This window comes from Streptomyces sp. NPDC127177 (assembly GCF_042672475.1).
Lineage (GTDB): Bacteria > Actinomycetota > Actinomycetes > Streptomycetales > Streptomycetaceae > Streptomyces.
Window position 1 is genome coordinate 33,679 of record NZ_JBHXUW010000050.1, and the last position, 22,930, is coordinate 56,608.

General features: G+C 72.1%; 22 protein-coding genes. 17 read left to right on the forward strand and 5 right to left on the reverse strand.

Annotated features, from left to right (window positions below; genetic code table 11):
* Nucleotides 1–34: 34 nt before the first annotated feature.
* Complete coding sequence (locus ACFVJX_RS27020) at nucleotides 35–1,006, forward strand: helix-turn-helix transcriptional regulator (RefSeq protein WP_384131631.1); 972 nt, start codon at nucleotides 35–37, stop codon at nucleotides 1,004–1,006.
* Here the strand turns inward: ACFVJX_RS27020 and ACFVJX_RS27025 are convergent.
* Nucleotides 975–1,841 carry an alpha/beta fold hydrolase gene (locus ACFVJX_RS27025; protein ID WP_384131634.1) on the reverse strand — a complete coding sequence of 289 codons (867 nt, stop codon included), beginning with the start codon at nucleotides 1,839–1,841 and terminating at the stop codon, nucleotides 975–977. The genes ACFVJX_RS27020 and ACFVJX_RS27025 overlap by 32 nt on opposite strands.
* Nucleotides 1,842–2,084: 243 nt before the next feature.
* Between ACFVJX_RS27025 and ACFVJX_RS27030 the strand changes: the two genes are divergently transcribed.
* From ACFVJX_RS27030 to ACFVJX_RS27065, 8 genes are all read left to right on the forward strand, one after another.
* A complete protein-coding gene (locus ACFVJX_RS27030) occupies nucleotides 2,085–3,104 on the forward strand; it encodes a LacI family DNA-binding transcriptional regulator (protein WP_384131637.1) in 1,020 nt (339 codons plus the stop codon).
* Between the two features lie 86 nt (nucleotides 3,105–3,190).
* Nucleotides 3,191–4,489, forward strand: coding sequence for an extracellular solute-binding protein (locus ACFVJX_RS27035; protein ID WP_384131640.1), 1,299 nt, complete (start codon nucleotides 3,191–3,193; stop codon nucleotides 4,487–4,489).
* Nucleotides 4,486–5,394 carry a carbohydrate ABC transporter permease gene (locus ACFVJX_RS27040; protein ID WP_384131643.1) on the forward strand — a complete coding sequence of 303 codons (909 nt, stop codon included), beginning with the start codon at nucleotides 4,486–4,488 and terminating at the stop codon, nucleotides 5,392–5,394. The genes ACFVJX_RS27035 and ACFVJX_RS27040 overlap by 4 nt, the downstream gene beginning before the upstream one ends.
* Nucleotide 5,395: 1 nt before the next feature.
* Nucleotides 5,396–6,268, forward strand: a complete 873-nt coding sequence (locus ACFVJX_RS27045) for a carbohydrate ABC transporter permease (RefSeq protein ID WP_384131646.1) — start codon at nucleotides 5,396–5,398, stop codon at nucleotides 6,266–6,268.
* Between the two features lie 9 nt (nucleotides 6,269–6,277).
* Nucleotides 6,278–7,354 carry a glycosidase gene (locus tag ACFVJX_RS27050; protein WP_384131649.1) on the forward strand — a complete coding sequence of 359 codons (1,077 nt, stop codon included), beginning with the start codon at nucleotides 6,278–6,280 and terminating at the stop codon, nucleotides 7,352–7,354.
* Nucleotides 7,351–8,583 (forward strand): Gfo/Idh/MocA family protein, encoded by a 1,233-nt coding sequence (locus ACFVJX_RS27055; protein ID WP_384131652.1) that lies wholly within the window; start codon nucleotides 7,351–7,353, stop codon nucleotides 8,581–8,583. The genes ACFVJX_RS27050 and ACFVJX_RS27055 overlap by 4 nt, the downstream gene beginning before the upstream one ends.
* A gap of 11 nt (nucleotides 8,584–8,594) precedes the next feature.
* Entirely contained in the window at nucleotides 8,595–10,358 is a 1,764-nt protein-coding gene (locus tag ACFVJX_RS27060) for a glycoside hydrolase family 13 protein (protein WP_384131655.1), read from the forward strand.
* A complete protein-coding gene (locus ACFVJX_RS27065; protein WP_384131658.1) occupies nucleotides 10,355–11,743 on the forward strand; it encodes a phosphomannomutase/phosphoglucomutase in 1,389 nt (462 codons plus the stop codon). The genes ACFVJX_RS27060 and ACFVJX_RS27065 overlap by 4 nt, the downstream gene beginning before the upstream one ends.
* A gap of 85 nt (nucleotides 11,744–11,828) precedes the next feature.
* Here ACFVJX_RS27065 and ACFVJX_RS27070 read toward each other — a convergent pair whose 3' ends face one another.
* Nucleotides 11,829–12,461, reverse strand: a complete 633-nt coding sequence (locus ACFVJX_RS27070) for a TetR family transcriptional regulator (RefSeq protein ID WP_384131661.1) — start codon at nucleotides 12,459–12,461, stop codon at nucleotides 11,829–11,831.
* 87 nt (nucleotides 12,462–12,548) lie between these two features.
* On the opposite strand from ACFVJX_RS27070, the gene ACFVJX_RS27075 reads away from it, so the two are divergent.
* The 3 genes from ACFVJX_RS27075 (at nucleotide 12,549) to ACFVJX_RS27085 (ending at nucleotide 14,483) form a co-directional block, all read left to right on the forward strand.
* The gene (locus ACFVJX_RS27075) at nucleotides 12,549–12,725 is read left to right on the forward strand and encodes a hypothetical protein (RefSeq protein ID WP_384131701.1); all 177 of its coding nucleotides are present in this window, start codon (nucleotides 12,549–12,551) and stop codon (nucleotides 12,723–12,725) included.
* 97 nt (nucleotides 12,726–12,822) lie between these two features.
* Complete coding sequence (locus ACFVJX_RS27080) at nucleotides 12,823–13,170, forward strand: DUF4190 domain-containing protein (protein WP_384131664.1); 348 nt, start codon at nucleotides 12,823–12,825, stop codon at nucleotides 13,168–13,170.
* A gap of 143 nt (nucleotides 13,171–13,313) precedes the next feature.
* The gene (locus ACFVJX_RS27085) at nucleotides 13,314–14,483 is read left to right on the forward strand and encodes a cysteine desulfurase family protein (RefSeq protein ID WP_384131667.1); all 1,170 of its coding nucleotides are present in this window, start codon (nucleotides 13,314–13,316) and stop codon (nucleotides 14,481–14,483) included.
* A 24-nt stretch (nucleotides 14,484–14,507) separates the two neighbouring features.
* Here the strand turns inward: ACFVJX_RS27085 and ACFVJX_RS27090 are convergent, their stop codons facing one another.
* The gene (locus tag ACFVJX_RS27090) at nucleotides 14,508–15,164 is read right to left on the reverse strand and encodes an N-acetylmuramoyl-L-alanine amidase (protein ID WP_384131670.1); all 657 of its coding nucleotides are present in this window, start codon (nucleotides 15,162–15,164) and stop codon (nucleotides 14,508–14,510) included.
* Between the two features lie 61 nt (nucleotides 15,165–15,225).
* Here ACFVJX_RS27090 and mnmA point away from each other — a divergent pair, with 61 nt between their 5' ends.
* On the forward strand, nucleotides 15,226–16,362 hold the full coding sequence (mnmA, locus tag ACFVJX_RS27095; protein WP_384131673.1) for a tRNA 2-thiouridine(34) synthase MnmA: 1,137 nt from the start codon (nucleotides 15,226–15,228) through the stop codon (nucleotides 16,360–16,362).
* A gap of 273 nt (nucleotides 16,363–16,635) precedes the next feature.
* Here the strand turns inward: mnmA and ACFVJX_RS27100 are convergent, their stop codons facing one another.
* Together ACFVJX_RS27100 and ACFVJX_RS27105 are read right to left on the reverse strand one after the other, a co-directional pair.
* The gene (locus ACFVJX_RS27100) at nucleotides 16,636–17,436 is read right to left on the reverse strand and encodes an alpha/beta fold hydrolase (protein WP_384131675.1); all 801 of its coding nucleotides are present in this window, start codon (nucleotides 17,434–17,436) and stop codon (nucleotides 16,636–16,638) included.
* 171 nt (nucleotides 17,437–17,607) lie between these two features.
* On the reverse strand, nucleotides 17,608–17,943 hold the full coding sequence (locus ACFVJX_RS27105) for a DUF427 domain-containing protein (protein ID WP_384131677.1): 336 nt from the start codon (nucleotides 17,941–17,943) through the stop codon (nucleotides 17,608–17,610).
* A 151-nt stretch (nucleotides 17,944–18,094) separates the two neighbouring features.
* On the opposite strand from ACFVJX_RS27105, the gene ACFVJX_RS27110 reads away from it, so the two are divergent.
* From ACFVJX_RS27110 to ligA, 4 genes are read left to right on the forward strand one after another with little or no spacing between them, the layout of a single operon-like run.
* Nucleotides 18,095–18,634, forward strand: coding sequence for a TIGR00730 family Rossman fold protein (locus ACFVJX_RS27110; RefSeq protein ID WP_384131680.1), 540 nt, complete (start codon nucleotides 18,095–18,097; stop codon nucleotides 18,632–18,634).
* Between the two features lie 52 nt (nucleotides 18,635–18,686).
* Entirely contained in the window at nucleotides 18,687–19,376 is a 690-nt protein-coding gene (locus ACFVJX_RS27115; protein ID WP_384131683.1) for an SDR family oxidoreductase, read from the forward strand.
* Nucleotides 19,377–19,410: 34 nt separating this feature from the next.
* The gene (locus tag ACFVJX_RS27120) at nucleotides 19,411–20,436 is read left to right on the forward strand and encodes a methionine synthase (protein ID WP_384131686.1); all 1,026 of its coding nucleotides are present in this window, start codon (nucleotides 19,411–19,413) and stop codon (nucleotides 20,434–20,436) included.
* A 30-nt stretch (nucleotides 20,437–20,466) separates the two neighbouring features.
* Nucleotides 20,467–22,674: an NAD-dependent DNA ligase LigA gene (ligA, locus tag ACFVJX_RS27125; protein WP_384131689.1), complete on the forward strand. Its 2,208-nt coding sequence runs from the start codon at nucleotides 20,467–20,469 to the stop codon at nucleotides 22,672–22,674.
* The last annotated feature ends 256 nt before the right edge of the window (nucleotides 22,675–22,930 follow it).

Sequence of the window (22,930 nt, forward strand, 5' to 3'; positions counted from 1 at the left end):
CCCGCGACGGCCGGGGCGGGGGGATGCTGGTCCGGTGAAATCCGACCGGTTGCTCTCGATCCTGCTGCTGCTCCAGACCCGCGGCCCGGTCCCCGCGCCCGAGCTCGCCGAGCGCCTCGACGTCTCCGTACGCACCATCTACCGGGACGTCGAGGCGCTCTCCGCGTCCGGCGTCCCCGTCTACGCGGAGCGCGGCCGGCACGGCGGGATCGCCCTGCTGCCCGGATTCCGCACCGATGTCACCGGGCTGACCGCGGACGAGGCCCGCGCCCTTTTCGTGCTGGCCGCCGACGGCACCCACGCGGCGCTCGGGCTGGACGAGGCGATCGGCTCGGCGCTGCGCAAGGTGATGGCGGCTCTTCCCGCCCCGCACCGCCCCGCCGCCGAGCTGACCAGCCGCCGCATCCTCGTCGATCCGGAGCGCTGGCTGAGCGGTCCGCGTGCCGCCGTCGACATCGCCGAGCTCCACGACGCCGTCTTCGCCGACCGGCGGCTACGGCTGGAGTACCGGCACAGCGGTACGCGGACCGCGCGCACCTACGTCGTCGACCCGTACGGCCTGGTGGTGAAGGCGGGCGTCTGGTACCTGGTCGCCGACCGGGACGGGGAGCCCCGGCTCTTCCGTGCGGACCGGGTGCGCGGGGCCCGCCTCACCGACGACCCGGTGGTGCGCAGGCCCGGGGTGGAACTGGCGCAGGTGTGGGAGCGGCTCCGCCGTCAGGTGGAGGAACGGCAGGGGGACGTGACCCTGCGGGTCCGGGTGCACCGCTCCAGGCTGGATCTGTTCCTGCGGCTGAACGCCGCCGCGCTGACGGGGGAGCCGGTTCCCGATGGGCCGGACGGCGAGTGGCTGCGGGCCGAACTCGCGGTGGAGTCGGTGGAGTGGGCGCGTTCCCTGCTCTCCTTCGGCCCGAACGTCGAGGTGCTGGAGCCGCCGGAGGCCCGTGGGGTGCTCGCCGCGCACGCGGCAGCCGTCATGGCGCTGTACGGGGATCGGGGCCGGTAGGCGTCCGCAGGAAGCGGGTGAGTGCGGCGGTCAGCTCGGCCGGGGCGTCCTCCTGCACGAGATGCCCGGCCCCCTCGATGAGGCGCAGCTCGGAACCCGGGACGAGGGCGGCCAGTTCGTGGCCCCGTTCGACCGGGATCCAGGTGTCATCGGTGCCCCAGCAGATCAGTACCGGCGGCTCGATCTCGCCGTAACGGTGCTGGATCTCGTCGGTGAACCGCTGGTCGTTCTGGCTGATCTGCCGGTAGAAGGCGGGCCGGCCGCTCTCGGTGCACCACGGCGCGACCAGCCGGTCCAGGACGGCCGGCGACAGGCCGGGGTGGCTGGCCGAGCTCACGTACTCGCGCACCAGCGCCCGGTGCAGCGCGGGCGGCAGCTGCCCGAAGACCTCCGGATGTCCGCCGAGCAGCCGGTAGGCGGGGGAGCCCCAGGGGGCCAGGGCCACCGGGTCCACCAGTGCCAGCCGGCGGTAGCGGGCGCCGTGCAGCAGATGGGCGCGCAGCGCGACGCAGCCGCCGAAGTCATGGGCGGCCACCGCGGGTTCAGTCAGCTCCCAGTGGGCGAGCAGTTCGGTGAGCACCCGCGCCTGGGAGCCGAGGGAGACGTCCTGGCCCTCGTACTGGGCGGAGGCGCCGTACCCGGGCAGGTCCCAGACGAACACCCGGTGGTCCTGGGCCAGTGCACGGGCCACCCCGCGCCAGACGTACGAGGAGAAGGGCGTCCCGTGCACCAGGACGACGGGCGGTGCGCCGGCCTGCCCGAAGGTGGCCCAGCGGACCTCCCCGGCGGAGCTGTGGAACGTGGCGTCCAGGATCCAGTCGCTGTCGTCGCTCATGGACAACAGCCTATGAGTACCCCCTGGACCCCCGGTGAACGCGGCGCAGGTCACATCTCCGCTCCATTGACGCCCCTGTTCCAAACCGGTTTAGTAATCGCCAGTCGGCCACTTAAACCGGTTTAAACGCCGGTCGAAAGTGCCTGAAAAGGCTGTTAGTTGCATATGTCGGGCAGAGTGGCCGCAGGCGTCTCGGTGCTGCGCGCCGCCGGCCCTCCCACCCGCAGGGGAGCTGAACGCGTCATGGCCCGCAAGCCCACCATCGCGGACGTCGCACAGCGCGCCGGTGTCTCCCGGAGCACCGTGTCCTTCGCGCTGAACGACCGGCCGGGCATCGCGCGGGAGACCAAGGAGCGCATACTCGCGATCGCCGCCGAGCTCGGCTGGACACCGAGCCGTCCGGCCCGGGCCCTGTCGCTGGGCAAGGCCGGGGCCTTCGGACTGGTGTTGACGCGGGATCCCGAGCAGATCGGCGCGGACCTCTTCTTCCCCGCCTTCATCGCGGGCGTCGAAGTGGTCCTCGGCGAGCGGGGCGACGGGCTCATGGTGCACGTGACCACGCCGGAGCGTGAGCAGGCCGTGTACGAACGGCTGGCGGCCGACCGGCAGGTGGACGGAGTGCTCATCACCGACCTGCGCCACGAGGACCCCCGCCCCGCACTCATGCACCGCCTCGCGCTGCCGGCCGTGGTGGTCGGGCGGCAGGAGTGGGCCGAGGGACTGTCGTCGGTGGGCCTGGACGACGAGCCCGCCTACGTCGAGGCGGTCCGCCGTCTCGCCGGCCTCGGCCACCGCCGCATCGCTCATGTCGAGGGCCCCCAGGAGTTCCGGCACGCACAGCGGCGCCGGGCGGCCTGGGAGACGACACTGCGCACGCTCGGTCTGCCCGCGGGGCCGGTGCTCCCGGGGGGATTCACCGCCGAGGGCGGTGCCCGCGCCACGCGCCGGCTGCTCGCACTGGACGAACCGCCCACGGCGATCGTCTACGGAAACGACCTGGCCGCGACAGCGGGACTGTCCGTGGCCCAGGAGCTGGGCGTCCCGGTCCCGGGGCGTCTGTCGGTCGTCGGCTACGACGACACACCGCTGACGCGGTACACCCACCCGCCTCTCGCCTCCGCCCGTGCGGATGCCCGCGGCTGGGGGGAGGCGGCGGCCCGCGCCCTGGACGGGGTGCTGGCCGGCGAGGGCGCGGCCCATGTGGAGCTGCCGCCCGCCGAGTTCATCCCCCGCACCTCCGTCGGGCCGGCACATCAGGGCTGACGAGGAGCGAGGGACCGGCCGCCACCCGCGGCCGGGGATTCCCGTCCGGCGACGAGGCCGGGCGGTGAACAGTTCGGAGAGCTTTCATGCTGAGGAGAACGGCGTACTCGCTGCTCGTGCTCGCACTCGCGGGGACGGTGGCCGCCTGCGGCAAGCCGGCTCCGGAGCCGGCCACGGCCGCGACGGCGCGGGGACCGATCAAGATCTGGCTGTCCAACAACGCCCAGGAAGTGGCGTGGGGCAAGAACATGGTCGCGGCCTGGAACAGGGGCCATCCGAAGGAACGCGTCACGGCGCAGCAGATTCCCGCGGGCAAGACCTCCGAGGAGGCCATCAGCGCCTCGATCATCGCGGGCAGCAGCGCCTGCCTGGTCTTCAACACCGCGCCCGCCTCGGTGCCGACCTTCGAGAAGCAGAACGGCCTGGTCCCGCTGAGCGACTTCCCCGACGGGGACTCCTACATCGAGAAGCGCGGCGGCACGCTCACCGGCCAGTACCGGTCCGCGGACGGGAAGTTCTACCAGCTGCCCTGGAAGAGCAATCCGGTGATGATCCTCTACAACAAGAAGATCTTCGAGAAGGCCGGTCTCGACCCCGACGACCCGAAGCTGGCGACGTACTCCCAGTTCCTGGAGACCTCCCGCGAACTCGTGCGCAGCGGAGCGGCGAAGGCCGCCATCTGGCCCGCGCCCAGCAGCGAGTTCTTCCAGTCCTGGAACGACTTCTACCCCGCCTTCGCCGCCCAGAGCGGCGGCAAGCAGCTGGTGGAGGACGGCAAGCCGCAGTTCGACTCGTCCGCCGGCCGGCAGGTCGCCTCGTTCTGGCGGCAGCTCTACGTGGAGAAGCTCGCACCGCAGGAGGCCTACGCGGGGGACGCGCTCAACGACGGGAAGGCCGCGATGGCCACCGTGGGGCCCTGGGCCGTGTCCGCCTACAAGGACAGCGTGGACATCGGCGTGGTGCCGGTGCCCACGTCCGGGGGGAGCAGCCCCGGCAGCACCTACTCCTTCAGTGACGAGAAGTCCGCCGCGATGTTCAGCTCCTGCGAGAACCGGGGCACCGCCTGGGACGTGCTGAAGTTCGCCACCTCGGCCCAGCAGGACGGCGAGTTCCTCGACGCGACCGGGCAGATGCCCATGCGTGAGGACCTGACCGGGCGCTACGCCGGGTTCTTCGCGAAGAACCCCACCTACAAGGCCTTCGCGCAGCAGGCCGAGCGCGTCGTCGAGGTGCCCAACGTGCCCGGTTCCGTCGACATCTGGCAGGCCTTCCGCGACGAGTGGACCAAGTCCGTGGTCTTCGGCCGGCAGTCCACGGACGAGGGCCTGCGCAAGGCATCGTCCAAGATCACCGACCTTCTCCAGGAGTACGGGGACCCGTCATGACGATGAACCTCCGTCCGGCCACGGCCACCCGTCACGGACGCATCAGGTCCCGCACGGGCCAGCTGTTCGTCACCCCGTACGTGCTCTTCCTGCTGGCCGTCTTCGCGGTTCCGCTGGTCTACACGGTGTGGATCTCCTTCCACCGCTTCTACTTCACCGCACCGGGCACCCACGTCGACTCGCCCTGGGTGGGTCTTTCCAACTACCGGGACGTGTTCACCGACCCGGTGGTCGGCCAGGCCTTCCTCAACATCGTGATCTTCCTGGTCATCAACGTGCCGCTCACGGTGGTCCTCTCCCTGGTGCTGGCCTCGGCGCTGAACGCGAAGATTCGCTTCCGCGCCTTCTTCCGCGCCGCGTACTACCTGCCGTACATCACGGCGAGCGTCGCCCTGGTCGCGGTGTGGCAGTTCCTCTTCGGCTCCGACGGCTTCGTCAACAACCTCCTGGGCTCGCACGCCCCGGACCCCTCGTGGCTGGTCAACTCCGATCTCGCGATGCCGATGATCGCCTTCTTCGTCACGTGGAAGCAGCTCGGCTTCTTCGTGATGCTGTACCTCGCGGCGCTCCAGAACGTCGGCAAGGAGCTGTACGAGGCGGCTTCCGTCGACGGGGCCGGCCGCGTACGGCAGTTCCTCTCCGTCACCGTGCCGGGTGTGCGCCCCGCGACCACGCTCGTCGTGATCTACGCGGTCATCACCGGCGCCAACCTCTTCAGCGAGCCCTACCTGCTCACCGGGGGCGGCGGCCCCGACCACGCCTCCACCTCACCCGTGCTGCTGATGTATCAGAAGGGCATCGAGCAGGGGCACCCCGACTTCGCCGCGGCGCTGGGCGTCGTACTGGTGGGCTTCGTCCTCGTCATCTCGCTGATCGCCCGCAAGCTCACCGAGAGGGGCAACTGACATGAGCGACTCCCCGGCGGCCCCGGACATCGCGGCCGTCCCGAAGCGGCCCGCCCGACGCAGGATCGTGCACTACACGGTGCTCTCGCTCGGTGCGGTGGCCTTCCTCTTCCCCTTCTACTACATGGTCGTCGGCTCGCTGCGGGCGACGACCACGGGCGACCTCTCGTCGGCGGTCCCCTCCGGGCTGACCGGCGGCAGCTACACGGCCGTCAACGGAGCTATCTCGCTGGGCCGTTCGCTGCTCAACTCCGGGATCATGACCGTCGGTGTGCTGCTGTGCACCCTGGTCTTCGGAGTGCTGGCCGGATACGCACTCGCCCAACTGCACTTCCGCGGACGTGGCACCCTGTTCGCCTCGCTCCTCCTGGTGCAGATGGTGCCCTTCCAGCTCCTGATGCTGCCGCTGTACGTGCTCGTGGTCCGCGACTACGGCCTCGGCGACAACTACCTGGGCATGATCCTGCCCTTCGCGATCAACTCGACGGCCGTCTTCCTCTTCCGGCAGTTCTTCCTCCAGATGCCGCAGTCCCTCTTCGAGGCGGCGCGCATCGACGGCGCCGGTGAGCTGCGCATCCTGGTGCGGATCGCCCTGCCGATGGCCCGGCCCGCCGTGCTCACCGCGCTGCTGCTGACGTTCATCGGCCCGTGGAACGAGTTCCTCTGGCCCTTCCTGGTCACCAAGGACGCCGACATGCAGCCGCTCGCGGTGTCCCTCGCGAGCTTCCTCTCCAACCTCCAGGGCACGGTCGCCAATCCGACCGGTGCCCTGCTGGCCGGCGCCTGTGTGCTGGCCGCCCCTGCCGTGGCGCTGTTCGTCCTGTTCCAGCGCCACTTCACCTCGACCGACGTCGACTCCGGAGTAAAGGGCTGATTCCCCCCCATGACCACCACGAGCAACGCCTCACACATCCCCTACCGGCTGGTCCGCAAGGGCCTCGTCATGTCCCCGCTGCCCGGCGAGGCCAACGAGGCCGAGGGCGTACTCAACCCCGCCTCCGGCCGCACCCCCGACGGCCGCCTGCACCTGCTGCCCCGACTGGTGTCCGAGGGCAACGTCTCCCGCGTCGGTCTGGCCGAGGTCACCTTCACCGACGGGGTGCCCTCGGGTGTCGAGCGCCGCGGTGTCGTCCTCTCCCCTGACGAGGGCTGGGAGCGCGGCAAGAACAACGCCGGTGTCGAGGACCCCCGGATCACGTGGGTCCCCTCGCTCGGGAAGCACGTCATGTCCTACGTCGCCTACGGCCCGCTCGGCCCCAAGCCGGCCCTCGCCGTCTCGGACGACCTGACCGAGTGGACCCGTCTCGGGCCCGTCCAGTTCGCCTACCAGCCGGACCTGGACACCGACCTGAACCTCTTCCCGAACAAGGACGTCGTCCACTTCCCCGAGCCCGTGCCCGGCCCCGACGGCGAGCCCGCGTACGCGATGCTGCACCGCCCGATGTGGGACCTCGGCTGGTTCCGTCCGGGCGAGGGCGTCCACCTGCCGGCCGGTCTCACCGACGAGCGCCCCGGCATCTGGATCTCCTACGTGCCCGTGGCCGAGGCGGAGGCCGACATCCGCGCGCTGGCCCGGCCGCGCGACCACCGCCTGGTCGCGCTGTCCGAGCACCCCTGGGAGGAGCTGAAGATCGGCGGCGGCCCCGCCCCGATCCGGGTCCCGGAGGGCTGGCTGCTCATCCACCACGGCGTCTCGGGCCATATCGAGGACCCCTTCGCGCAGAACCAGAAGGTCTCCTACGCGGCCGGAGCGATGATCCTTGACCCGGCCGACCCCGCGAAGGTCCTGGCCCGCTCCGAGGAGCCGCTCATGGCGCCCGAGACGGAGGAGGAGCGCTCGGGCACGGTGCCCAACGTCGTCTTCCCCACGGCCATCGAGGAGGTCGACGGCGAGCTGTACGTCTTCTACGGTATGGCCGACGCGCACATCGGCGTCGCCCTCCTGGAGCGCACCGCATGACATCCGGGCCCCCGCCGCTCGGTCTCGGACTGGTCGGCTGCGGCGGCTTCGGGACGTACGTCCTGGACGCCGTGGCCGGCCTGCCGGGGCTGCGGCCCGTCGCGGTCGCCGACCCCGACCCCGCACGGGCGAGGGCCCTCGGTGACCGGCACGGCCTGCCCGCGTTCACATCGCTCACGGAGCTGCTGGACCGTGCGGACGTGGCGGCGGTCGCCATCGCGTCGCCGCCCGCCACACACGCGGCCATGGCCGTCCGGGCGCTGCGTGCCGGGCGCCATGTGTTCTGCGAGAAGCCGCTGGCCACCACGGCCGAGGACGCCCGGACGGTCGCCGAGGAGGCCGCCCGCACCGGCCGGGCCCTGGTGGTGGACCACGTACTGCGCTACAACCCGCTGCTGCGTGCCCTGGAACGGCTCATGGCGCAGGGGCTGCTCGCGACGCCGCGCCGTTTCCTGTTCGAGAACGACGCTTCCGACGAGGACCTCGGACCCGGTCACTGGTTCTGGGACCCGTCGCACAGCGGCGGCATCTTCGTCGAGCACGGCGTGCACTTCTTCGACGCCGCCCGCGCCCTCCTCGGCTCGGAGCCGCTCAGCGTCCGTGCCACCGCCGTACGCAGGCCCGGCGGCCCGGTCGACATGGTCAGCGCCGACGTCCTGCACCCCGGCGGGGTCCTCGCCTCCCACCTGCACTCCTTCACCCACGCCCACCGGGCCGAGCGGCAGCTGATGCGGCTCGACCACGGCTTCGCCGAGACCAGGGTCAGCGGCTGGATCCCCGTACGGGCGGAGATCTCGGCCTGGGCGGACGAGACGGACGCCCGCCGCTGGGAGGAACTTCCGTCGCACGCGGCCGAACTGCTGCGGGTCGACGGCTTCAGCCCGCACGGCGAGGAGCGGATCACGGTCACCGTGGACCGCGACGCGGGCGGCGCCGGACCGGCCCGTGGGCGCGGCGAGGAGCGCGTGGTGCCCCACCATGTGCGCGCCGTGCTCGACCTGGGCGGCGAGGACCGCAAGCCGTTCGTCTACACACAGAGCGTCCGGGCCGCGGTCGCCGACCTCGTGCGCGTCGCCCGCGAGGGCGGCACACCGGTGGCCGACGCGGTCGCCGGGCTCACGGCCGTAGCGGTCGCAGAGGCCGCCACCCTGGCCGCCGGCACCGGCACGGAACAGCCGGTGCGAGCCGGCACCACCGCGCCCCGCACCACCGCCCGGCACCACCCGTAGGAGAATTCCCCATGAGCTGGTGGCAGGACACAGTCTGCTACGAGATGTACCCGCGCGCCTTCGCCGACTCGGACGGCGACGGGATCGGCGACCTGCGCGGGGCGACCGACCGCCTGGAGCACATCAAGGAGTTGGGCGCCGACGCGGTGTGGTGCACACCCTTCTACCCGTCCCCGTTGACCGACGGCGGATACGACATCGCCGACTGGACGGGTGTGGCGCCGGACCTGGGCACCCCCGAGGACTTCGACCGGCTGACCGCCCGGGCCCACGAACTGGGCCTCAAACTGATCATCGACCTCGTGCCCAACCACACGTCGGACCAACATCCCTGGTTCCTGGCGGCCGTGGCGGCAGGCCCCGGATCGCCGGCGCGCGAGCGCTATCTGTTCCGGCCGGGGCGGGGTGTGGACGGCGAACTGCCGCCCAACGACTGGGAGTCGGCGTTCGGCGGCCCGGCCTGGACCCGGCTCGCGGACGGAGAGTGGTACTGCCACCTGCACGCGCCGGAGCAGCCTGACCTGAACTGGCGTCACCCCGAGGTGCGTTCGGAGTTCGCGCAGGTGCTGCGCCACTGGCTCGACCGGGGCGTGGACGGCTTCCGGGTGGACGTGGCGCACGCCCTGTTCAAGGCCGACGGCCTTCCCGACGCCGGACCGGGCCAGCACCGCGACCCGCTGCGCAACCACCTCATGCCCTACTACGACCAGGAGGAACTGCACCCGCTCTACCGGGAATGGCGCACCCTGCTGGACAACCACCCCGCACCGCCGGGCGCGGTGGCCCCGCGGGACCGTGTGATGGTCGCCGAGTCGGCCGTGTTCGACCCGGTCAGACTCGCCCGCTACATCAGGCCCGACGAGATGCACCAGGCCTTCAACTTCGCCTTCCTGGAAGCGCCGTGGGAGGCGCGCGAGCTGCGCCGGGTCATCGACGCCTCGCTCGCAGCGCCCGGTGGCGGTGCGGTGACCTGGCTGCTGTCCAGCCATGACGCGGTGCGCCCGGTGACCCGTTACGGCTCGCTCCTGCGGGCCCGCTCGGCGGCCCTGCTGATGCTCGCGCTGCCCGGTTCCGCCTACCTGTTCCAGGGCGAGGAGCTGGGCCTGCCGCAGGCGCGCGTCCCCGAGGGCCGCATCCGCGACCCGCTGTGGGAGCGCTCGGGCCACACCGACCGTGGCCGGGACGGCGCCCGGGTGCCGCTGCCCTGGTCCGGCCGGAGCGCGCCCTACGGCTTCAGCACGGCGGCGCCCGGACGGACCTGGCTGCCCCAGCCGGACGACTGGGGGCCGCTCACCGTCGCGGCGCAGGAGGAGGACCCCGACTCGACGCTCGCGCTCTACCGTGCGGCGCTGCGACTGCGCCGGACCCACCCGGCGCCGGACCCGACGGCCGCGCCCACGTGGCACTCCGCGCCGGGCGACCCCCATCTCGCCTTCAGCCGGGGTGGGCTGACCTGCGTGGTCAACCTCGGCCCGGAGCCGCTGCGGCTCGCGGCGGTGGCCCCGCGCGGCCGGGCGCTGCTCAGCAGCGGCCCCCTGGACGGGGACGCCCTCCCGCCGGACACGGCGCTGTGGCTCCTCGCCCCGGAGGCCAACGGTGTTCGACCACCCGAAGAAGCCGGACCGCCCGAAGAAGCCGGACCGCCCGATGCGGCCGGACCGTGCGAGGCGGCCGACCTGCCCGATGCGGCCGGACCGTGCGAGGCGGCCGACCTGCCCGATGCGGCCGGACCGCCCGAAGCAGCCGATCCATCCGAAGAAGAGAGACGGCGATGACCGTGCCCACCGGCCCCTCCCCGCGCACCGACCTCTCCGCTCTCGTCAAGGCCTACGACATCCGCGGCATCGTCCCGGACGACTGGGACGAGTCGACGGCCGAGCTCTTCGGCGCCGCGTTCGTCCAGGTCACGCAGGCAGAGGCGATCGTGACGGGCCATGACATGCGCCCCTCGTCGCCGGGGCTCGCCCGTGCCTTCGCGCGGGGAGCGGCCTCCCGCGGCGCGGACGTCACGGAGACCGGCCTGTGCTCGACCGATCAGCTCTACTACGCCTCGGGCTCCCTCGGTCTGCCGGGTGCGATGTTCACGGCCTCCCACAACCCCGCGCGCTACAACGGCATCAAGCTGTGCCGCGCGGGTGCGTCGCCGGTCGGTCAGGAAACCGGGCTCGCCGAGATCCGCGCGCTGGTGGAGCGGTGGACCGACGGGGGCGGCGCCCCCTCGTCCGCAGCGCGGCGGGGCACGGTCACGGCGCGGGACACGCTGGCCGAGTACGCCGCCTGCCTGCGGGCGCTCGTCGACCTGTCGGGTCTGCGCCCCCTCAAGGTCGTGGTGGACGCGGGCAACGGCATGGGCGGCCACACGGTGCCGACGGTCCTGGCCGGTCTGCCCCTGACGCTCGTGCCGATGTACTTCGAGCTGGACGGCACCTTCCCGAACCACGAGGCGAACCCCCTGGACCCGGCCAACATCGTCGACCTCCGGGCCCGGGTCCTGGCCGAGGGCGCCGATCTCGGGCTCGCCTTCGACGGGGACGCGGACCGCTGCTTCGTCGTGGACGAGCGCGGTGAGCCGGTGTCGCCGTCGGCGGTCACCGCCCTGGTGGCCACCCGCGAGCTGGCCCGCCGCCCAGGAGCCACCGTGATCCACAACCTGATCACCTCACGCACCGTGCCGGAGGTCATCCGCGAGGCGGGCGGCACCCCCGTTCGCACCCGGGTCGGCCACTCCTTCATCAAGGCCGAGATGGCCCGCAGCGGCGCGGTCTTCGGCGGCGAGCACTCCGCGCACTACTACTTCCGCGACTTCTGGAACGCCGACACCGGAATGCTCGCAGCCCTGCACGTCCTGGCGGCGCTGGGCACCCAGGAGGCCCCGCTTTCGCAGCTCACCAGGGACTACGAGCGCTATGCGGCCTCCGGAGAGATCAACTCGACGGTGGACGACCGGTCGGCGAGGCTCGCAGCCGTGCGGGAGGCCTGGGGCGGGCGCCCCGGTGTGCACCTGGACGGACTCGACGGCCTCACGGTCAGCGGCGACGACTGGTGGTTCAACCTGCGCCCCTCCAACACCGAGCCCCTGCTGCGGCTCAACGCGGAGGCGCGGGACGAGCCGGCGATGCGCGCCCTCCGGGACGAGGTCCTGGCCGTCGTGCGCTCCTGAGCCGCCCTTCCGGCCTTGCCCGGCTTGCCCGGCTGCCGGGGGAGTGTTCCGGAAGTCGTGCCGCCCCTCCGGCGTCCGGCACGCCCTACCCGGCCCCGGGCCCGTCCAGCCAGTGCAGTCGGCCGAGCGTGATCAGCCTGAGCCTGCGGCGGGCCGTCCGGGCGACCTCCTGCTCCGCGTCCGGGCCGCCGTCCAGCATCGCCGACGCGGTGATCACCATGTGGTCGACGTAGAGGCCGCCCAGCATCAGCAGGTCCGCCTCGCTCCAGCCCCGTGACTCCGGTTCCACCGTGAGCGCCGCCGCCACCTCCTCGGCGAAGAGGTGGAGCTGGGCGGCGATGGCCTCGCGGACCTGGCCGACCCCGCCGTGCTGCTCGCGGGCGATGAACCGGAAGTGGGCGGGCTGATCGCGGACATGGCGCGTTATCAGGTCGACGCTGCGGTCAAGCCGGACCTCGCTGTCGCCGGTCTCGGCCAGGATCGCGCCGATCATGCCGTGCAGGCTGCCCAGCGTCTGTTCGACGAGAGCCACCCCGAGCGCGGCGATGTCGTCGAAGTGCCGGTAGAACGCCGTGGGTGTCACTCCGGCGGCGCGGGTCACCTCGCGCAGCCCGAGGCTGCTCAGACTCTGGTCCTCCAGCAGTCCCAGGGCGGCGTCCAGCAGGGCCTGGCGCGTCTTCAGCTTCTGGGTCTGGCGGATGCCGGCGGTGTGACTCATGCCATTCAGTAAACAACTGTTCTCTGGAGCGGGGAAGGGTCGTGCGGGTCTAGACTGACAAGTCAGTGAACACTCGTACTCTCAATTGTGGAAAGGCTGACCATGATCGTCCTCGTCGTCGCCCTGCTTCTGCTGGGGATCGTGCTGGGAGCGGTGGCGCAGATCCCGCTGCCGCTGACGCTCGTACTCGGCGCGCTGATCGGCTGCTGGCTGCTGGTCTTCGCCGTGCGTGAGCGGACGGGCGTACGCCGCCGCTCGCAGTGACGGCAGCCCCGTCCGCCGGACCGCGCCCCGGCCGGCAGCCCGGCCCGCATCCAGATCCGCATTCCGATCCGCATTCCGATCCGAAGGAGTCCGCACCATGACGCTCACCGCATTCGCCCGCCGATCCGCCCCGGAGACAGGGACCGAGGACCCGCGGACGCCCGAGGCCCCCGTGGCTCCGGAGGCCGCCCCCGTCGCCCGGCGCTCCACCCGGGACGCCGACGGCCTCGCCGTCGCCTCGTTCGTCCTCGGACTCGTCGGTCTGCTGGTGATGAACATCCTGCTCGGCCCGGCGGCCATCGTCATGGCGGGCATCGCTCTCGTCCGTTCCACCGCCCGCCGCGGCCGCGCCCTCCTGGGCCTCGGCCTCGGCATCGCCGACCTGGTGATCCTGGCCTTCCTCGTCGGCGGCGACGGCGCCGTCGGCTGGAACTTCGGCGGCTGACGGAGCACCGATTCCCGACGCTCTCCCCACCGGATCGGGCTCCGGAGCGGGGCGCGTGAGACGCACCTTCCGCGGTGCGCGGGCACCGGGACGCCATGCGCCCGCCGTACGCCCCGCCGCAGGCTCGTAGAATCGAGCCCACCATGGCTTACCTCGACCACGCCGCGACCACGCCGATGCTTCCGGAAGCGATCGCGGCGATGACCGCCCAGCTCGCTGTCACCGGCAACGCGTCCTCCCTGCACGCCGCCGGGCGCCGGGCCCGCCGTACCGTCGAGGAGTCCAGAGAGACCCTCGCCGACGCCCTCGGCGCCCGCCCCAGCGAGGTGGTCCTCACCTCCGGCGGCACCGAATCGGACAACCTCGCGGTGAAGGGCCTGTACTGGGCCCGCCGCGACGCCGACCCGCGACGCACCCGGGTACTGGCCAGTCCCGTCGAGCACCACGCGGTGCTGGACGCCGTGGACTGGCTCGGCGAGCACGAGGGCGCGACCGTCGAGTACCTCCCCGTCGACCGGTACGGCCGCGTCCACCCGGACGTGCTGCGCGAGGCGCTGGCCCGTAACCCCGACGACGTCGCGATGGTCACCGTGATGTGGGCCAACAACGAGATCGGCACCGTCCTGCCGGTGCGCGAACTGGCCGCTGTCGCGCGTGAGTTCGACGTCCCGATGCACGCCGACGCGGTGCAGGCCTTCGGGCAGCTCGAAGTCGACTTCGCCCGCTCCGGACTGGCCGCGATGACCGTCAGCGCGCACAAGATCGGCGGCCCGCCGGGAATCGGCGCACTGCTGCTCGGCCGTGAGTACACCCCCGTTCCCGTGCTGCACGGCGGCGGCCAGGAGCGTCATGTGCGCTCGGGCACCCTCGACGTGCCCGCCGTCGCCGCCTTCGCCGTCGCGGGACGGATCGCCGCGGACGGCCGCGAGGACTTCGCCCGGGAGATCGGCGGCCTCCGCGACCAGCTCGTCGCGGCCGTGCTCGCGGAGGTCCCCGACGCCCTCCTCGGCGGCGACCCGGCCCCCGGCGGACGGCTGCCCGCCAACGCGCACTTCACCTTCCCCGGCTGCGAGGGCGATTCCCTCCTGCTGCTGCTGGACGCCCAGGGCATCGAGTGCTCGACCGGCTCCGCCTGCACGGCCGGGATCGCCCAGCCAAGTCACGTACTGCTCGCCACCGGCACCGATCCGGACCTGGCGCGCGGCACCCTGCGCTTCTCGCTCGGCCACACCTCGACCAAGCAGGACGTCGAGGACGTCGCCCGGGTGATCGGCCCGGCGGTGGCGCGGGCCAGGACGGCGGGGCTCAGCTGAACCCGGGGCCGGCCGGGCCCGGGTTCAGCGCTTCGCGGCCCGCACCAGCTTCATGTAACGGTCCCAGTCCCAGTGCTTCCCCGGATCCGTGTGATCGGTGCCCGGCACCTCCACATGACCGATGATGTGCTTGCGGTCCACCGGTATCCCGTACCGCCCGCATATCGCCGCGGTCAGCCGGGCCGATGCCGCGTACATCGCGGGAGTGAAGTCCTGCGGGCGGTCCACGAAACCCTCGTGCTCGATGCCGACACTGCGTTCGTTGTACGAGCGGTTCCCCGCGTGGAACGCCACGTCCAGCTCGCGGATCATCTGCGTCACATGGCCGTCCTTGCGCACGATGTAGTGCGCCGCCGCCCCGTGCCGTGGGTTCTGGAAGGCGCTGACCGCTCCCCGGAAACTGCCCTGGGTGACATGGATGACTACCCGGTCGACCGGGTAGTCGTCGGGACGGTCCGCCCGCCGCCAGTTCGCCTCGGAGGCGGCCGTCCACTCGGCGCGGGCGTAGTCCACCGCTCCGGGTGTGCGCGGCTTCTCCACCCCCGGCATCCGCCACCAGGCACGCTTCAGCCGGTCCCGGGCCAGCGCCGCCGTGCCCGCCGCCGTGACGGCACCGCCGATCAGCACCGAGCGCCGGCTGATGCCGGTGCCGGTCTCGCCCGCGGTGCCCTTGGTCCCCATATGGTCGACAACGCATATCCATGAGCGTTCGGTTCCCGGGGCCCCGTACCCTGGTGGAGCTATGACTCAGACTTCCCAGCGCCCCCTCCGTGTGCTCGCCGCCATGTCGGGCGGAGTCGACTCCGCCGTCGCCGCGGCCCGAGCCGCCGAGGCGGGCCACGACGTGACCGGTGTGCACCTCGCCCTCTCCGCGAACCCGCAGTCCTTCAGGACCGGGGCCCGGGGCTGTTGCACGATCGAGGACTCCCGTGACGCCCGCCGCGCCGCGGACGTCATCGGCATCCCCTTCTACGTCTGGGACCTGGCGGAACGCTTCCGTGAGGACGTCGTGGAGGACTTCGTCGCCGAGTACGAGGCGGGGCGCACCCCCAATCCGTGCCTGCGCTGCAACGAGAAGATCAAGTTCGCCGCGCTGCTCGACAAGGCACTCGCCCTCGGCTTCGACGCGGTCTGCACGGGCCACTACGCCACCGTCGTCCTCGGCGACGACGGCGGCCGCGAGCTGCACCGCGCCTCCGACATGGCCAAGGACCAGAGCTACGTACTGGGTGTCCTGGACGAGCGCCAGCTCGCGCACGCGATGTTCCCGCTCGGTGACACCCTCACCACCAAGGACGAGATCCGCGCCGAGGCCGAACGCCGCGGTCTCGCCGTCGCCAAGAAGCCCGACAGCCACGACATCTGCTTCATCGCCGACGGCGACACCCAGGGCTTCCTGGCCGACCGCCTCGGCGGCACCGCGGAGGGCGACATCCTCGACGAGTCCGGTACGAAGCTCGGCACCCACGAGGGCGCCTTCGGCTTCACCATCGGCCAGCGCAAGGGCCTGCGCATCGGCCACCCCGCCGCCGACGGCAAGCCGCGCTACGTCCTGGACATCTCCCCGGTGAACAACACGGTCACCGTCGGCCCCGTCGAAGCCCTCGACGTGACGGCCCTGACCGCGATCAGGCCCCGCTGGTGCGGCACACCGCCGTCGGGTCCCGGCACCTACACCGCCCAGCTGCGCGCCCACGGCGGTGAGACCGAGGTGACGGCCGAACTGCTCGACGGGACCCTGCACGTCTCGTTCGCCGAACCGGTACGGGGCGTGGCCCCCGGCCAGGCGGTCGTGCTGTACGACGGCACCCGGGTCGTCGGCTCCGCGACGATCGCGACGACCGCGCGGCGCGAGGCGGCCGCGGCACCCGCCGGCTGACCCGGCGGGCAGGCTCGGCGGCCGGGGCCGCGGTGAGACGCGACCCGGCCGCCCGGCTCAAGCCCGGTAGTTCTACGGCGCCCGGACCGCACCGGACGCCGAATCCGTGGGGGCGCGGTAAGCCGGATCGCCCCGAGCTCCGCGCACCGGCTTGACGGCCCCGATGGTGAAGCCGGGCAACCGGCCGACCCCCGGCCCCGCACGGCAGCGCCCGACCCCTGTACGGGCGCAGCCGCGCGGGGTGCTTCGGCCCCCCGGCCCGCCCGAGCGTTCTCAGGACGCCTGGTGTACGTGCACGTCCCGGGTGAAGAACTCCGCCAGCACCGGAGCGATCACCTGTGGCGCGAGCTCCCGGGTCTGGCCCGTGAGCGTGCGATGACGGCCCCGGGGCAGGGCGTCCGCCAGCAGCCGCGTCGCCGCCCGGGCGGCGGACGCGCTGGAGCCGCCGCTGACCACCAGGGTGCGCGCCGTGACGGAGGCGAACCGCTCGGCCGGCACGGAGCCGTCGCCCAGCAGCGCGTCGTCGTACGCCAGGGTGTGCGCCACGGACTCCAGGTTCCGCCACAGCGGCGCACTCCGCATCCTGGCGATCAGACCGGCCGGCACACCGGTGGCGGACAGGAACAGCTCCACCGCCCCGCCCCGGTCACCGGCGGACAGCAGCCGGTGCAGCCGGGCCGTGCAGCGGGCCTTGAACACCAGCCCGGCCTCGCCCGGGGTGTACGGCGGCTCGTACACGGCGAGCAGATCGATGGGGAGACCGGCCGCCTGCGCCTCCAGGGCCAGCGCGCCGCCGGCCCCCACACCGAAGACCGAGGGGCGGTCGCCCACGGCCTCCGCGACCGCGCTCAGGTCCTCGATCTCGCGCTCCACCGCGTACGGAGCGCTGTCGCCGCTGTCGCCCCGGCCGCGCCTGTCGTACGTGACGACGTGCAGGCGCGGCGCGAGGAGACGTGCCAGCGGCGCCTCGGTCCGGGCGGTGGCGAGTGCCCCGCCCACCAGAATCAACGGCCGCCCTTCACCCCGGCGCCGGTACGCGATCAGGGTGCCGTCGCGGGAGAGAGTCTTGTCCATGTGAGGGTGGACCGAGGGCCGCCCTCAAACTCATCGCCGAACGCGAAGAAGTTTCTGGACTTTCTCTTCTCCGCGGCTCGAAGGGGGTGTTGACGGCTCGTGGGACAGCACGCCAGGACAGCACGCCAGGACAGCCCGTCGGGACAGCCCGCCAGGACAGCCCGTCAGGTGTCAGCTTCCTACGGCCTCGGTCTCGTAGAAGCAGAAGTGGTCCTTGATCGCGGCGACTTCCTCCTTCGGCTCCGGGTACGCCCAGACGAGATCCGCCGCGTCCGGCAGCGACCAGTAGGAGGCGTCCCCCTTGAAGGGACAGTGGGTACGGGTGTCCGATGCCGTCAGCAGTTCGGTACGGACGTCCTCGGGCGGCAGGTAGTAGCGGACCGGACAGCCCGTCTCGCGCAGCACGAGCGGGCGACGGCTCTCGGCGAGCAGCAGCCCGTCGCGGACCACGCGCACGTGCTCGGTGCCGGGCTCGACGGTGATGCGGTGTCCTCGGATGGCAGTCATGTCTTTCTCAGCCGTGCGGCCGGCGCGTTTCTTCCCAGGGACCGGGATCCCGCCCCTGATCCCTGATCCCCGATCGCCGATTCCCGATCCCTGATCCCGGGCTCCTGATCCCGGATCCGGGACCGTCGGTGGCGGGTTCTACCGTGGCCCCATGAAGATCTGTGTTTTTCTCTCCGCCGCCGACCTCGACGAGCGCTACACCGGGCCCGCCCGCGAATTCGCCGAACTGCTCGGCCGGGGCGGACACACCCTGGTCTGGGGCGGCTCGGAGAGCGGGCTGATGAAGGTCGTGGCCGACGGGGTGCAGGCGACGGGCGGAAAGCTGGTCGGGGTGTCGGTGGACTTCCTGGCCGCGAAGGCGCGTACCGACGCCGACGAGATGGTGATCGCCCGCGATCTCGCCGAGCGCAAGGCACTGCTCCTGGAGAAGGCCGACGCCGTGGTGATCATGGTGGGCGGCACCGGCACGCTCGACGAGGCCACCGAGATCCTTGAGCTCAAGAAGCACGGCAAGCACACCAAGCCCGTGGTGCTGCTCAACACGGCGGGTTTCTACGACGGTCTGCGCCAGCAGTTCCAGCGCATGGAGGAGGAGGGCTTCCTGCCGCTCCCGCTGACCGACCTGGTGTTCTTCGCGGAGGACGGGGTCGGCGCCCTGGCCTATCTGGAGGAGTGGGCCGGCCTGCAGTGATGCGGCGGCAGTGACGTGACGGGAGCGGTGCGGCGGGTGCGACGATGGGGGCATGCCCACACACCTGATCACCGGTGCCGGTTCCGGCATCGGCGCAGCCGTCGCCCGCCGTCTCACGGAACGGGGGGACGATCTCGTCCTCCTGGCCCGTGACGCGGGCCGCGCCAAGGAACTCGCCGCGCTCCACCCCGGCTCCCGCACCATCGTCGGCGACCTCTCCAACCCGGACCGGCTCTCCTGGGCCTTCGCCCAGCAGCCGATGCCGGAACGGCTCGACTCGCTGCTGCACATCGCGGGCGTCGTCGAGCTCGGCCGGGTCGGCGAGCTCACGCCCAAGGCCTGGCACATGCAGCTCAACGCCAACCTCGTCGCCCCCGCCGAGGTGACCCGGCTCTTCCTGCCCCAGCTGCGAGTAGCCGAGGGCCACGTCCTCTTCGTCAACTCCGGCGCCGGGCTCGCCGCCCACGCCGAGTGGAGCGCCTACGCGGCGAGCAAGCACGGACTGAAGGCCCTGGCCGACTCGCTGCGCCACGAGGAGCACGGCAACGGGGTCCGGGTGACCTCCGTCTATCCCGGGCGCACCGCGAGCCCCATGCAGGCCAAGGTGCACCAGCAGGAGGGCAAGGAGTACGACGCCGAGCGCTGGATCGACCCCGAGACGGTCGCGACCACGATCCTGATGGCGATCGACCTGCCGCGCGACGCCGAGGTCAACGACCTCACGGTGCGCCCCGGCCGCTGACGGCACCGGCCGGGAACCGCCGTAGGCTTCCCGGGTGAGCGAGAAGAGCAAGTTCAGCGGGTGCCCGGCCACCGGAATCGGTTCGATGCCCGGAGGGGACGCGCGGGAGGCGGCGAAGACCGTCACCGGTTCCTTCGGGGACGGCCAGGGCATCCCGTACCTGGCGGAACTGCCCGCCCGCGGACCGGGCGCGGACATGATCGGACGGACCATCGGGCTGCTGGTCGAGATGTACGGGCACGTCGAGCCGAGCGGCTGGCGGATCAGCGACCGGCCGGGACGCGACACCCGCCGGGCCCGTTCCTGGCTCGGCGAGGACCTCGACGCGCTGGAGGAGTTCACCCAGGGCTACGAGGGCCCGCTCAAGGTGCAGGCCGTCGGCCCGTGGACGCTGGCCGCCGCACTGGAGCGCCGGGGCGGCGAGGCCGTGCTCGGGGACCCCGGCGCCTGCCGCGACCTGGCGGGCTCGCTCGCGGAGGGCCTGCGCAACCACCTCGCCGAGGTACGGCGGCGAATGCCCGGGGCCCGGGTGATCCTCCAGCTCGACGAGCCCTCCCTGACCGGTGTCCTGCTCGGACGGGTCAGGACGGCCAGCGGCTACCGCACCTACCGGGCCGTGGACCGGCAGGTCGTCGAGTCCACCCTGCGCGACGTGCTGGGCGCGGCCGGCGAGGACGCGACGCTCGTCCACACCTGCGCACCCGAGGTGCCGTTCGCGCTGCTGCGCCGGGCCGGGGCGGACGGCATCTCCTTCGACTTCTCCCTGCTCACCGAGCGTGAGGAGGAGACGATCGGGGAAGCCGTCGAGGGCGGCACCCAGATCTTCCTCGGGGTGGTGCCGGGCACCGACCCGGCCTCGGGCCAATTGTCGGACCCGGGCGGTAGCGTCATGGGTGTCAGGACGCTGTGGCGCAGGCTGGGGCTGAATCCGGGGACTCTGACCGAGTCCGTGGCGATCACTCCCGCATGCGGCCTCGCGGGTGCGTCGCCCGCGTACGCACGGGCCGCGCTCGCCCACTGCGCCCGGGCCGCGAGATCGCTCGCAGACAACCCTGAGTAACGGGGCACTGGGTAACGGGAGGACGGGACGATGGCCGGCGAACAGCAGAGGTCACTGCCAGACGAACAGGGCACGGCAGTGCCGGCCGAGGCGCAGGAGCGGCACAAGCTCCTCGCCGAGCAGATCGAGGAGCACCGCTTCCGCTATTACGTGAACGACCAGCCGGTCGTCAGCGACGCCGAGTTCGACCGGCTGATGCGCGAGCTGGAGGGCCTGGAGGACGCCCACCCGCCGCTGCGCACGCCGGACTCGCCCTCGCAGAAGGTCGCGGGCCCCTACCGGACGGAATTCACCTCCGTCGAGCACCGCGAACGGATGCTGTCCCTGGACAACGCCTTCGACGACGAGGAACTGGCCACCTGGGGCGAGCGGGTCGCACGGGACGTCGGCTCCACCGGGTACCACTTCCTGTGCGAGCTCAAGATCGACGGCCTCGCCGTCAACCTCACCTACGAGCACGGCCTGCTGACCCGGGCGGCCACCCGCGGTGACGGCCGCACCGGCGAGGACATCACGCCCAACGTCCGCACGATCGCCGACATCCCGCACCGGCTGAAGGGCGACCGCATCCCGGCGCTCGTCGAGATCCGCGGCGAGGTCTTCTTCCCGATGGAGGGATTCGAGGCGCTCAACGCCCGGCTGGTGGAGGCGGACGACAAGCCCTTCGCCAACCCGCGCAACGCGGCGGCCGGTTCACTGCGCCAGAAGGACCCCAAGGTCACCGCATCCCGCCCGCTGCACATGGTGGTGCACGGCATCGGGGCCCGCGAGGGCTTCGACATCGACCGCCTCTCGCAGGCCTACGAGCTGCTGCACGAATGGGGGCTGCCCACCGCCAAGTACAACAAGGTGGTGGACTCCCTCGAAGGCGTGCGGGAGTTCATCACCTACTTCGGCGAGCACCGGCACTCCGTGGAGCACGAGATCGACGGGGTCGTCGTCAAGCTCGACGAGATCCCGCTCCAGGGCCGGCTCGGCTCCACGTCCCGCGCACCGCGCTGGGCGATCGCCTGGAAGTACGCGCCGGAGGAGGTCAACACCAAGCTGGTCAACATCCGGGTAGGCGTCGGCCGCACCGGCCGCGTCACCCCGTACGCCCAGGTCGAACCGGTGGAAGTCGCCGGATCCGAGGTCGAGTTCGCCACCCTGCACAACCAGAACGTCGTCCGCGCGAAGGGCGTCCTGATCGGCGACACGGTGGTCCTCCGCAAGGCCGGTGACGTGATTCCGGAGATCCTCGGCCCGGTCGTGGACCTCCGGGACGGCACCGAGCGGGCGTTCGTCATGCCCACCGAGTGCCCCGAGTGCGGGACGGAGCTGCGGCCGATGAAGGAGGCCGACATCGACGTCCGCTGCCCCAACGCCCGCTCCTGCCCGGCGCAGTTGCGGGAGCGGGTCGCCTACCTCGCGGGCCGCAAGTGCCTGGACATCGACCACTTCGGCTATGTGGTGGCGGCCGCCCTGACCAGGCCGCTGGAGCCCGCCGAACCGCCGCTGCGCGACGAGGGCGACCTGTTCGGGCTGACCGTCGACCAGCTGCTGCCCATCCGGGCCTACGTCCTCGACATGGACAGCGGGCTGCCCAAGCGGGACCCGAAGAGCGGTGAGGAGAAGACCGCGCTGGTCTTCGCCAACCAGCAGGGCGAACCGAAGAAGAACGCCCTCGCCATGCTGGACGCCATCGTCCAGGCGAAGGAGGCGCCGCTCGCCCGGATCCTCACCGGGCTCTCGATCCGCCATGTCGGACCCGTCGCCGCGCAGGAGCTGGCCCGCCAGTTCCGTTCCATCGACCGGATCGACGAGGCCACCGAGCAGGAGCTGTCCGACGCCGACGGGGTCGGGCCGATCATCGCCGCCTCGGTCAAGGCGTGGTTCGCCGAGGACTGGCACCGGGAGATCCTGCGCAAGTGGCGGGAGGCCGGGGTCCGGATGGAGGACCAGGGGGCCGGCGAGGACGAGGGACCGAGGCCCCTCGAAGGGCTCACCGTCGTCGTCACCGGGACGCTGGCCTCGCACACCAGGGATGGCGCGAAAGAAGCCCTCCAGAGCCGCGGGGCGAAGGTGACGGGTTCCGTTTCGAAGAAGACCGCCTTCGTCGTCGTCGGCGACAACCCGGGGTCGAAGTACGACAAGGCCGTGCAGCTGAAGGTGCCCGTGCTGGACGAGGACGGTTTCGCCGTACTGCTCGCGGAAGGCCCCGACGCGGCGCGCGAGGCGGCGGTGCCGGCCGGGGAGTAGGGCCGCAGCGCGGAGCCCGGCGCCCGGGGAGCGGCGGGCCCACGCGCGGATTCACCCGGCCGGCGCATAGCAGATGCTGATGGGTGGTCGGTTTGCATTCGGGCAAGAGATGTAGAGCGCTGCCCCTGGAAGCCTTCTGCGGCCTACTGTTGAGGGATGCGCCTGCGGCGGCCCGGCGACCGGGTGGGCCGGGGCGCGGTGGCACGGAACGGAACCATCAGGTGACATCGGCACCGCCGGCTGTGAGAGGGACGGA

Bases quoted from the DNA above. Each gene is read 5' to 3' on its own strand.
- ACFVJX_RS27065 (WP_384131658.1), top strand. From the start codon at position 10,355: ATGACCGTGCCCACCGGCCCCTCCCCGCGCACCGACCTCTCCGCTCTC.
- ACFVJX_RS27100 (WP_384131675.1), bottom strand. From the start codon at position 17,436: ATGGACAAGACTCTCTCCCGCGACGGCACCCTGATCGCGTACCGGCGC.
- ACFVJX_RS27080 (WP_384131664.1), top strand. From the start codon at position 12,823: ATGACGCTCACCGCATTCGCCCGCCGATCCGCCCCGGAGACAGGGACC.
- ACFVJX_RS27090 (WP_384131670.1), bottom strand. From the start codon at position 15,164: ATGGGGACCAAGGGCACCGCGGGCGAGACCGGCACCGGCATCAGCCGG.
- ligA (WP_384131689.1), top strand. From the start codon at position 20,467: ATGGCCGGCGAACAGCAGAGGTCACTGCCAGACGAACAGGGCACGGCA.
- ACFVJX_RS27105 (WP_384131677.1), bottom strand. From the start codon at position 17,943: ATGACTGCCATCCGAGGACACCGCATCACCGTCGAGCCCGGCACCGAG.
- ACFVJX_RS27060 (WP_384131655.1), top strand. From the start codon at position 8,595: ATGAGCTGGTGGCAGGACACAGTCTGCTACGAGATGTACCCGCGCGCC.
- ACFVJX_RS27055 (WP_384131652.1), top strand. From the start codon at position 7,351: ATGACATCCGGGCCCCCGCCGCTCGGTCTCGGACTGGTCGGCTGCGGC.
- ACFVJX_RS27045 (WP_384131646.1), top strand. From the start codon at position 5,396: ATGAGCGACTCCCCGGCGGCCCCGGACATCGCGGCCGTCCCGAAGCGG.
- mnmA (WP_384131673.1), top strand. From the start codon at position 15,226: ATGACTCAGACTTCCCAGCGCCCCCTCCGTGTGCTCGCCGCCATGTCG.
- ACFVJX_RS27110 (WP_384131680.1), top strand. From the start codon at position 18,095: ATGAAGATCTGTGTTTTTCTCTCCGCCGCCGACCTCGACGAGCGCTAC.
- ACFVJX_RS27085 (WP_384131667.1), top strand. From the start codon at position 13,314: ATGGCTTACCTCGACCACGCCGCGACCACGCCGATGCTTCCGGAAGCG.
- ACFVJX_RS27040 (WP_384131643.1), top strand. From the start codon at position 4,486: ATGACGATGAACCTCCGTCCGGCCACGGCCACCCGTCACGGACGCATC.
- ACFVJX_RS27070 (WP_384131661.1), bottom strand. From the start codon at position 12,461: ATGAGTCACACCGCCGGCATCCGCCAGACCCAGAAGCTGAAGACGCGC.
- ACFVJX_RS27030 (WP_384131637.1), top strand. From the start codon at position 2,085: ATGGCCCGCAAGCCCACCATCGCGGACGTCGCACAGCGCGCCGGTGTC.
- ACFVJX_RS27050 (WP_384131649.1), top strand. From the start codon at position 6,278: ATGACCACCACGAGCAACGCCTCACACATCCCCTACCGGCTGGTCCGC.
- ACFVJX_RS27115 (WP_384131683.1), top strand. From the start codon at position 18,687: ATGCCCACACACCTGATCACCGGTGCCGGTTCCGGCATCGGCGCAGCC.
- ACFVJX_RS27025 (WP_384131634.1), bottom strand. From the start codon at position 1,841: ATGAGCGACGACAGCGACTGGATCCTGGACGCCACGTTCCACAGCTCC.
- ACFVJX_RS27035 (WP_384131640.1), top strand. From the start codon at position 3,191: ATGCTGAGGAGAACGGCGTACTCGCTGCTCGTGCTCGCACTCGCGGGG.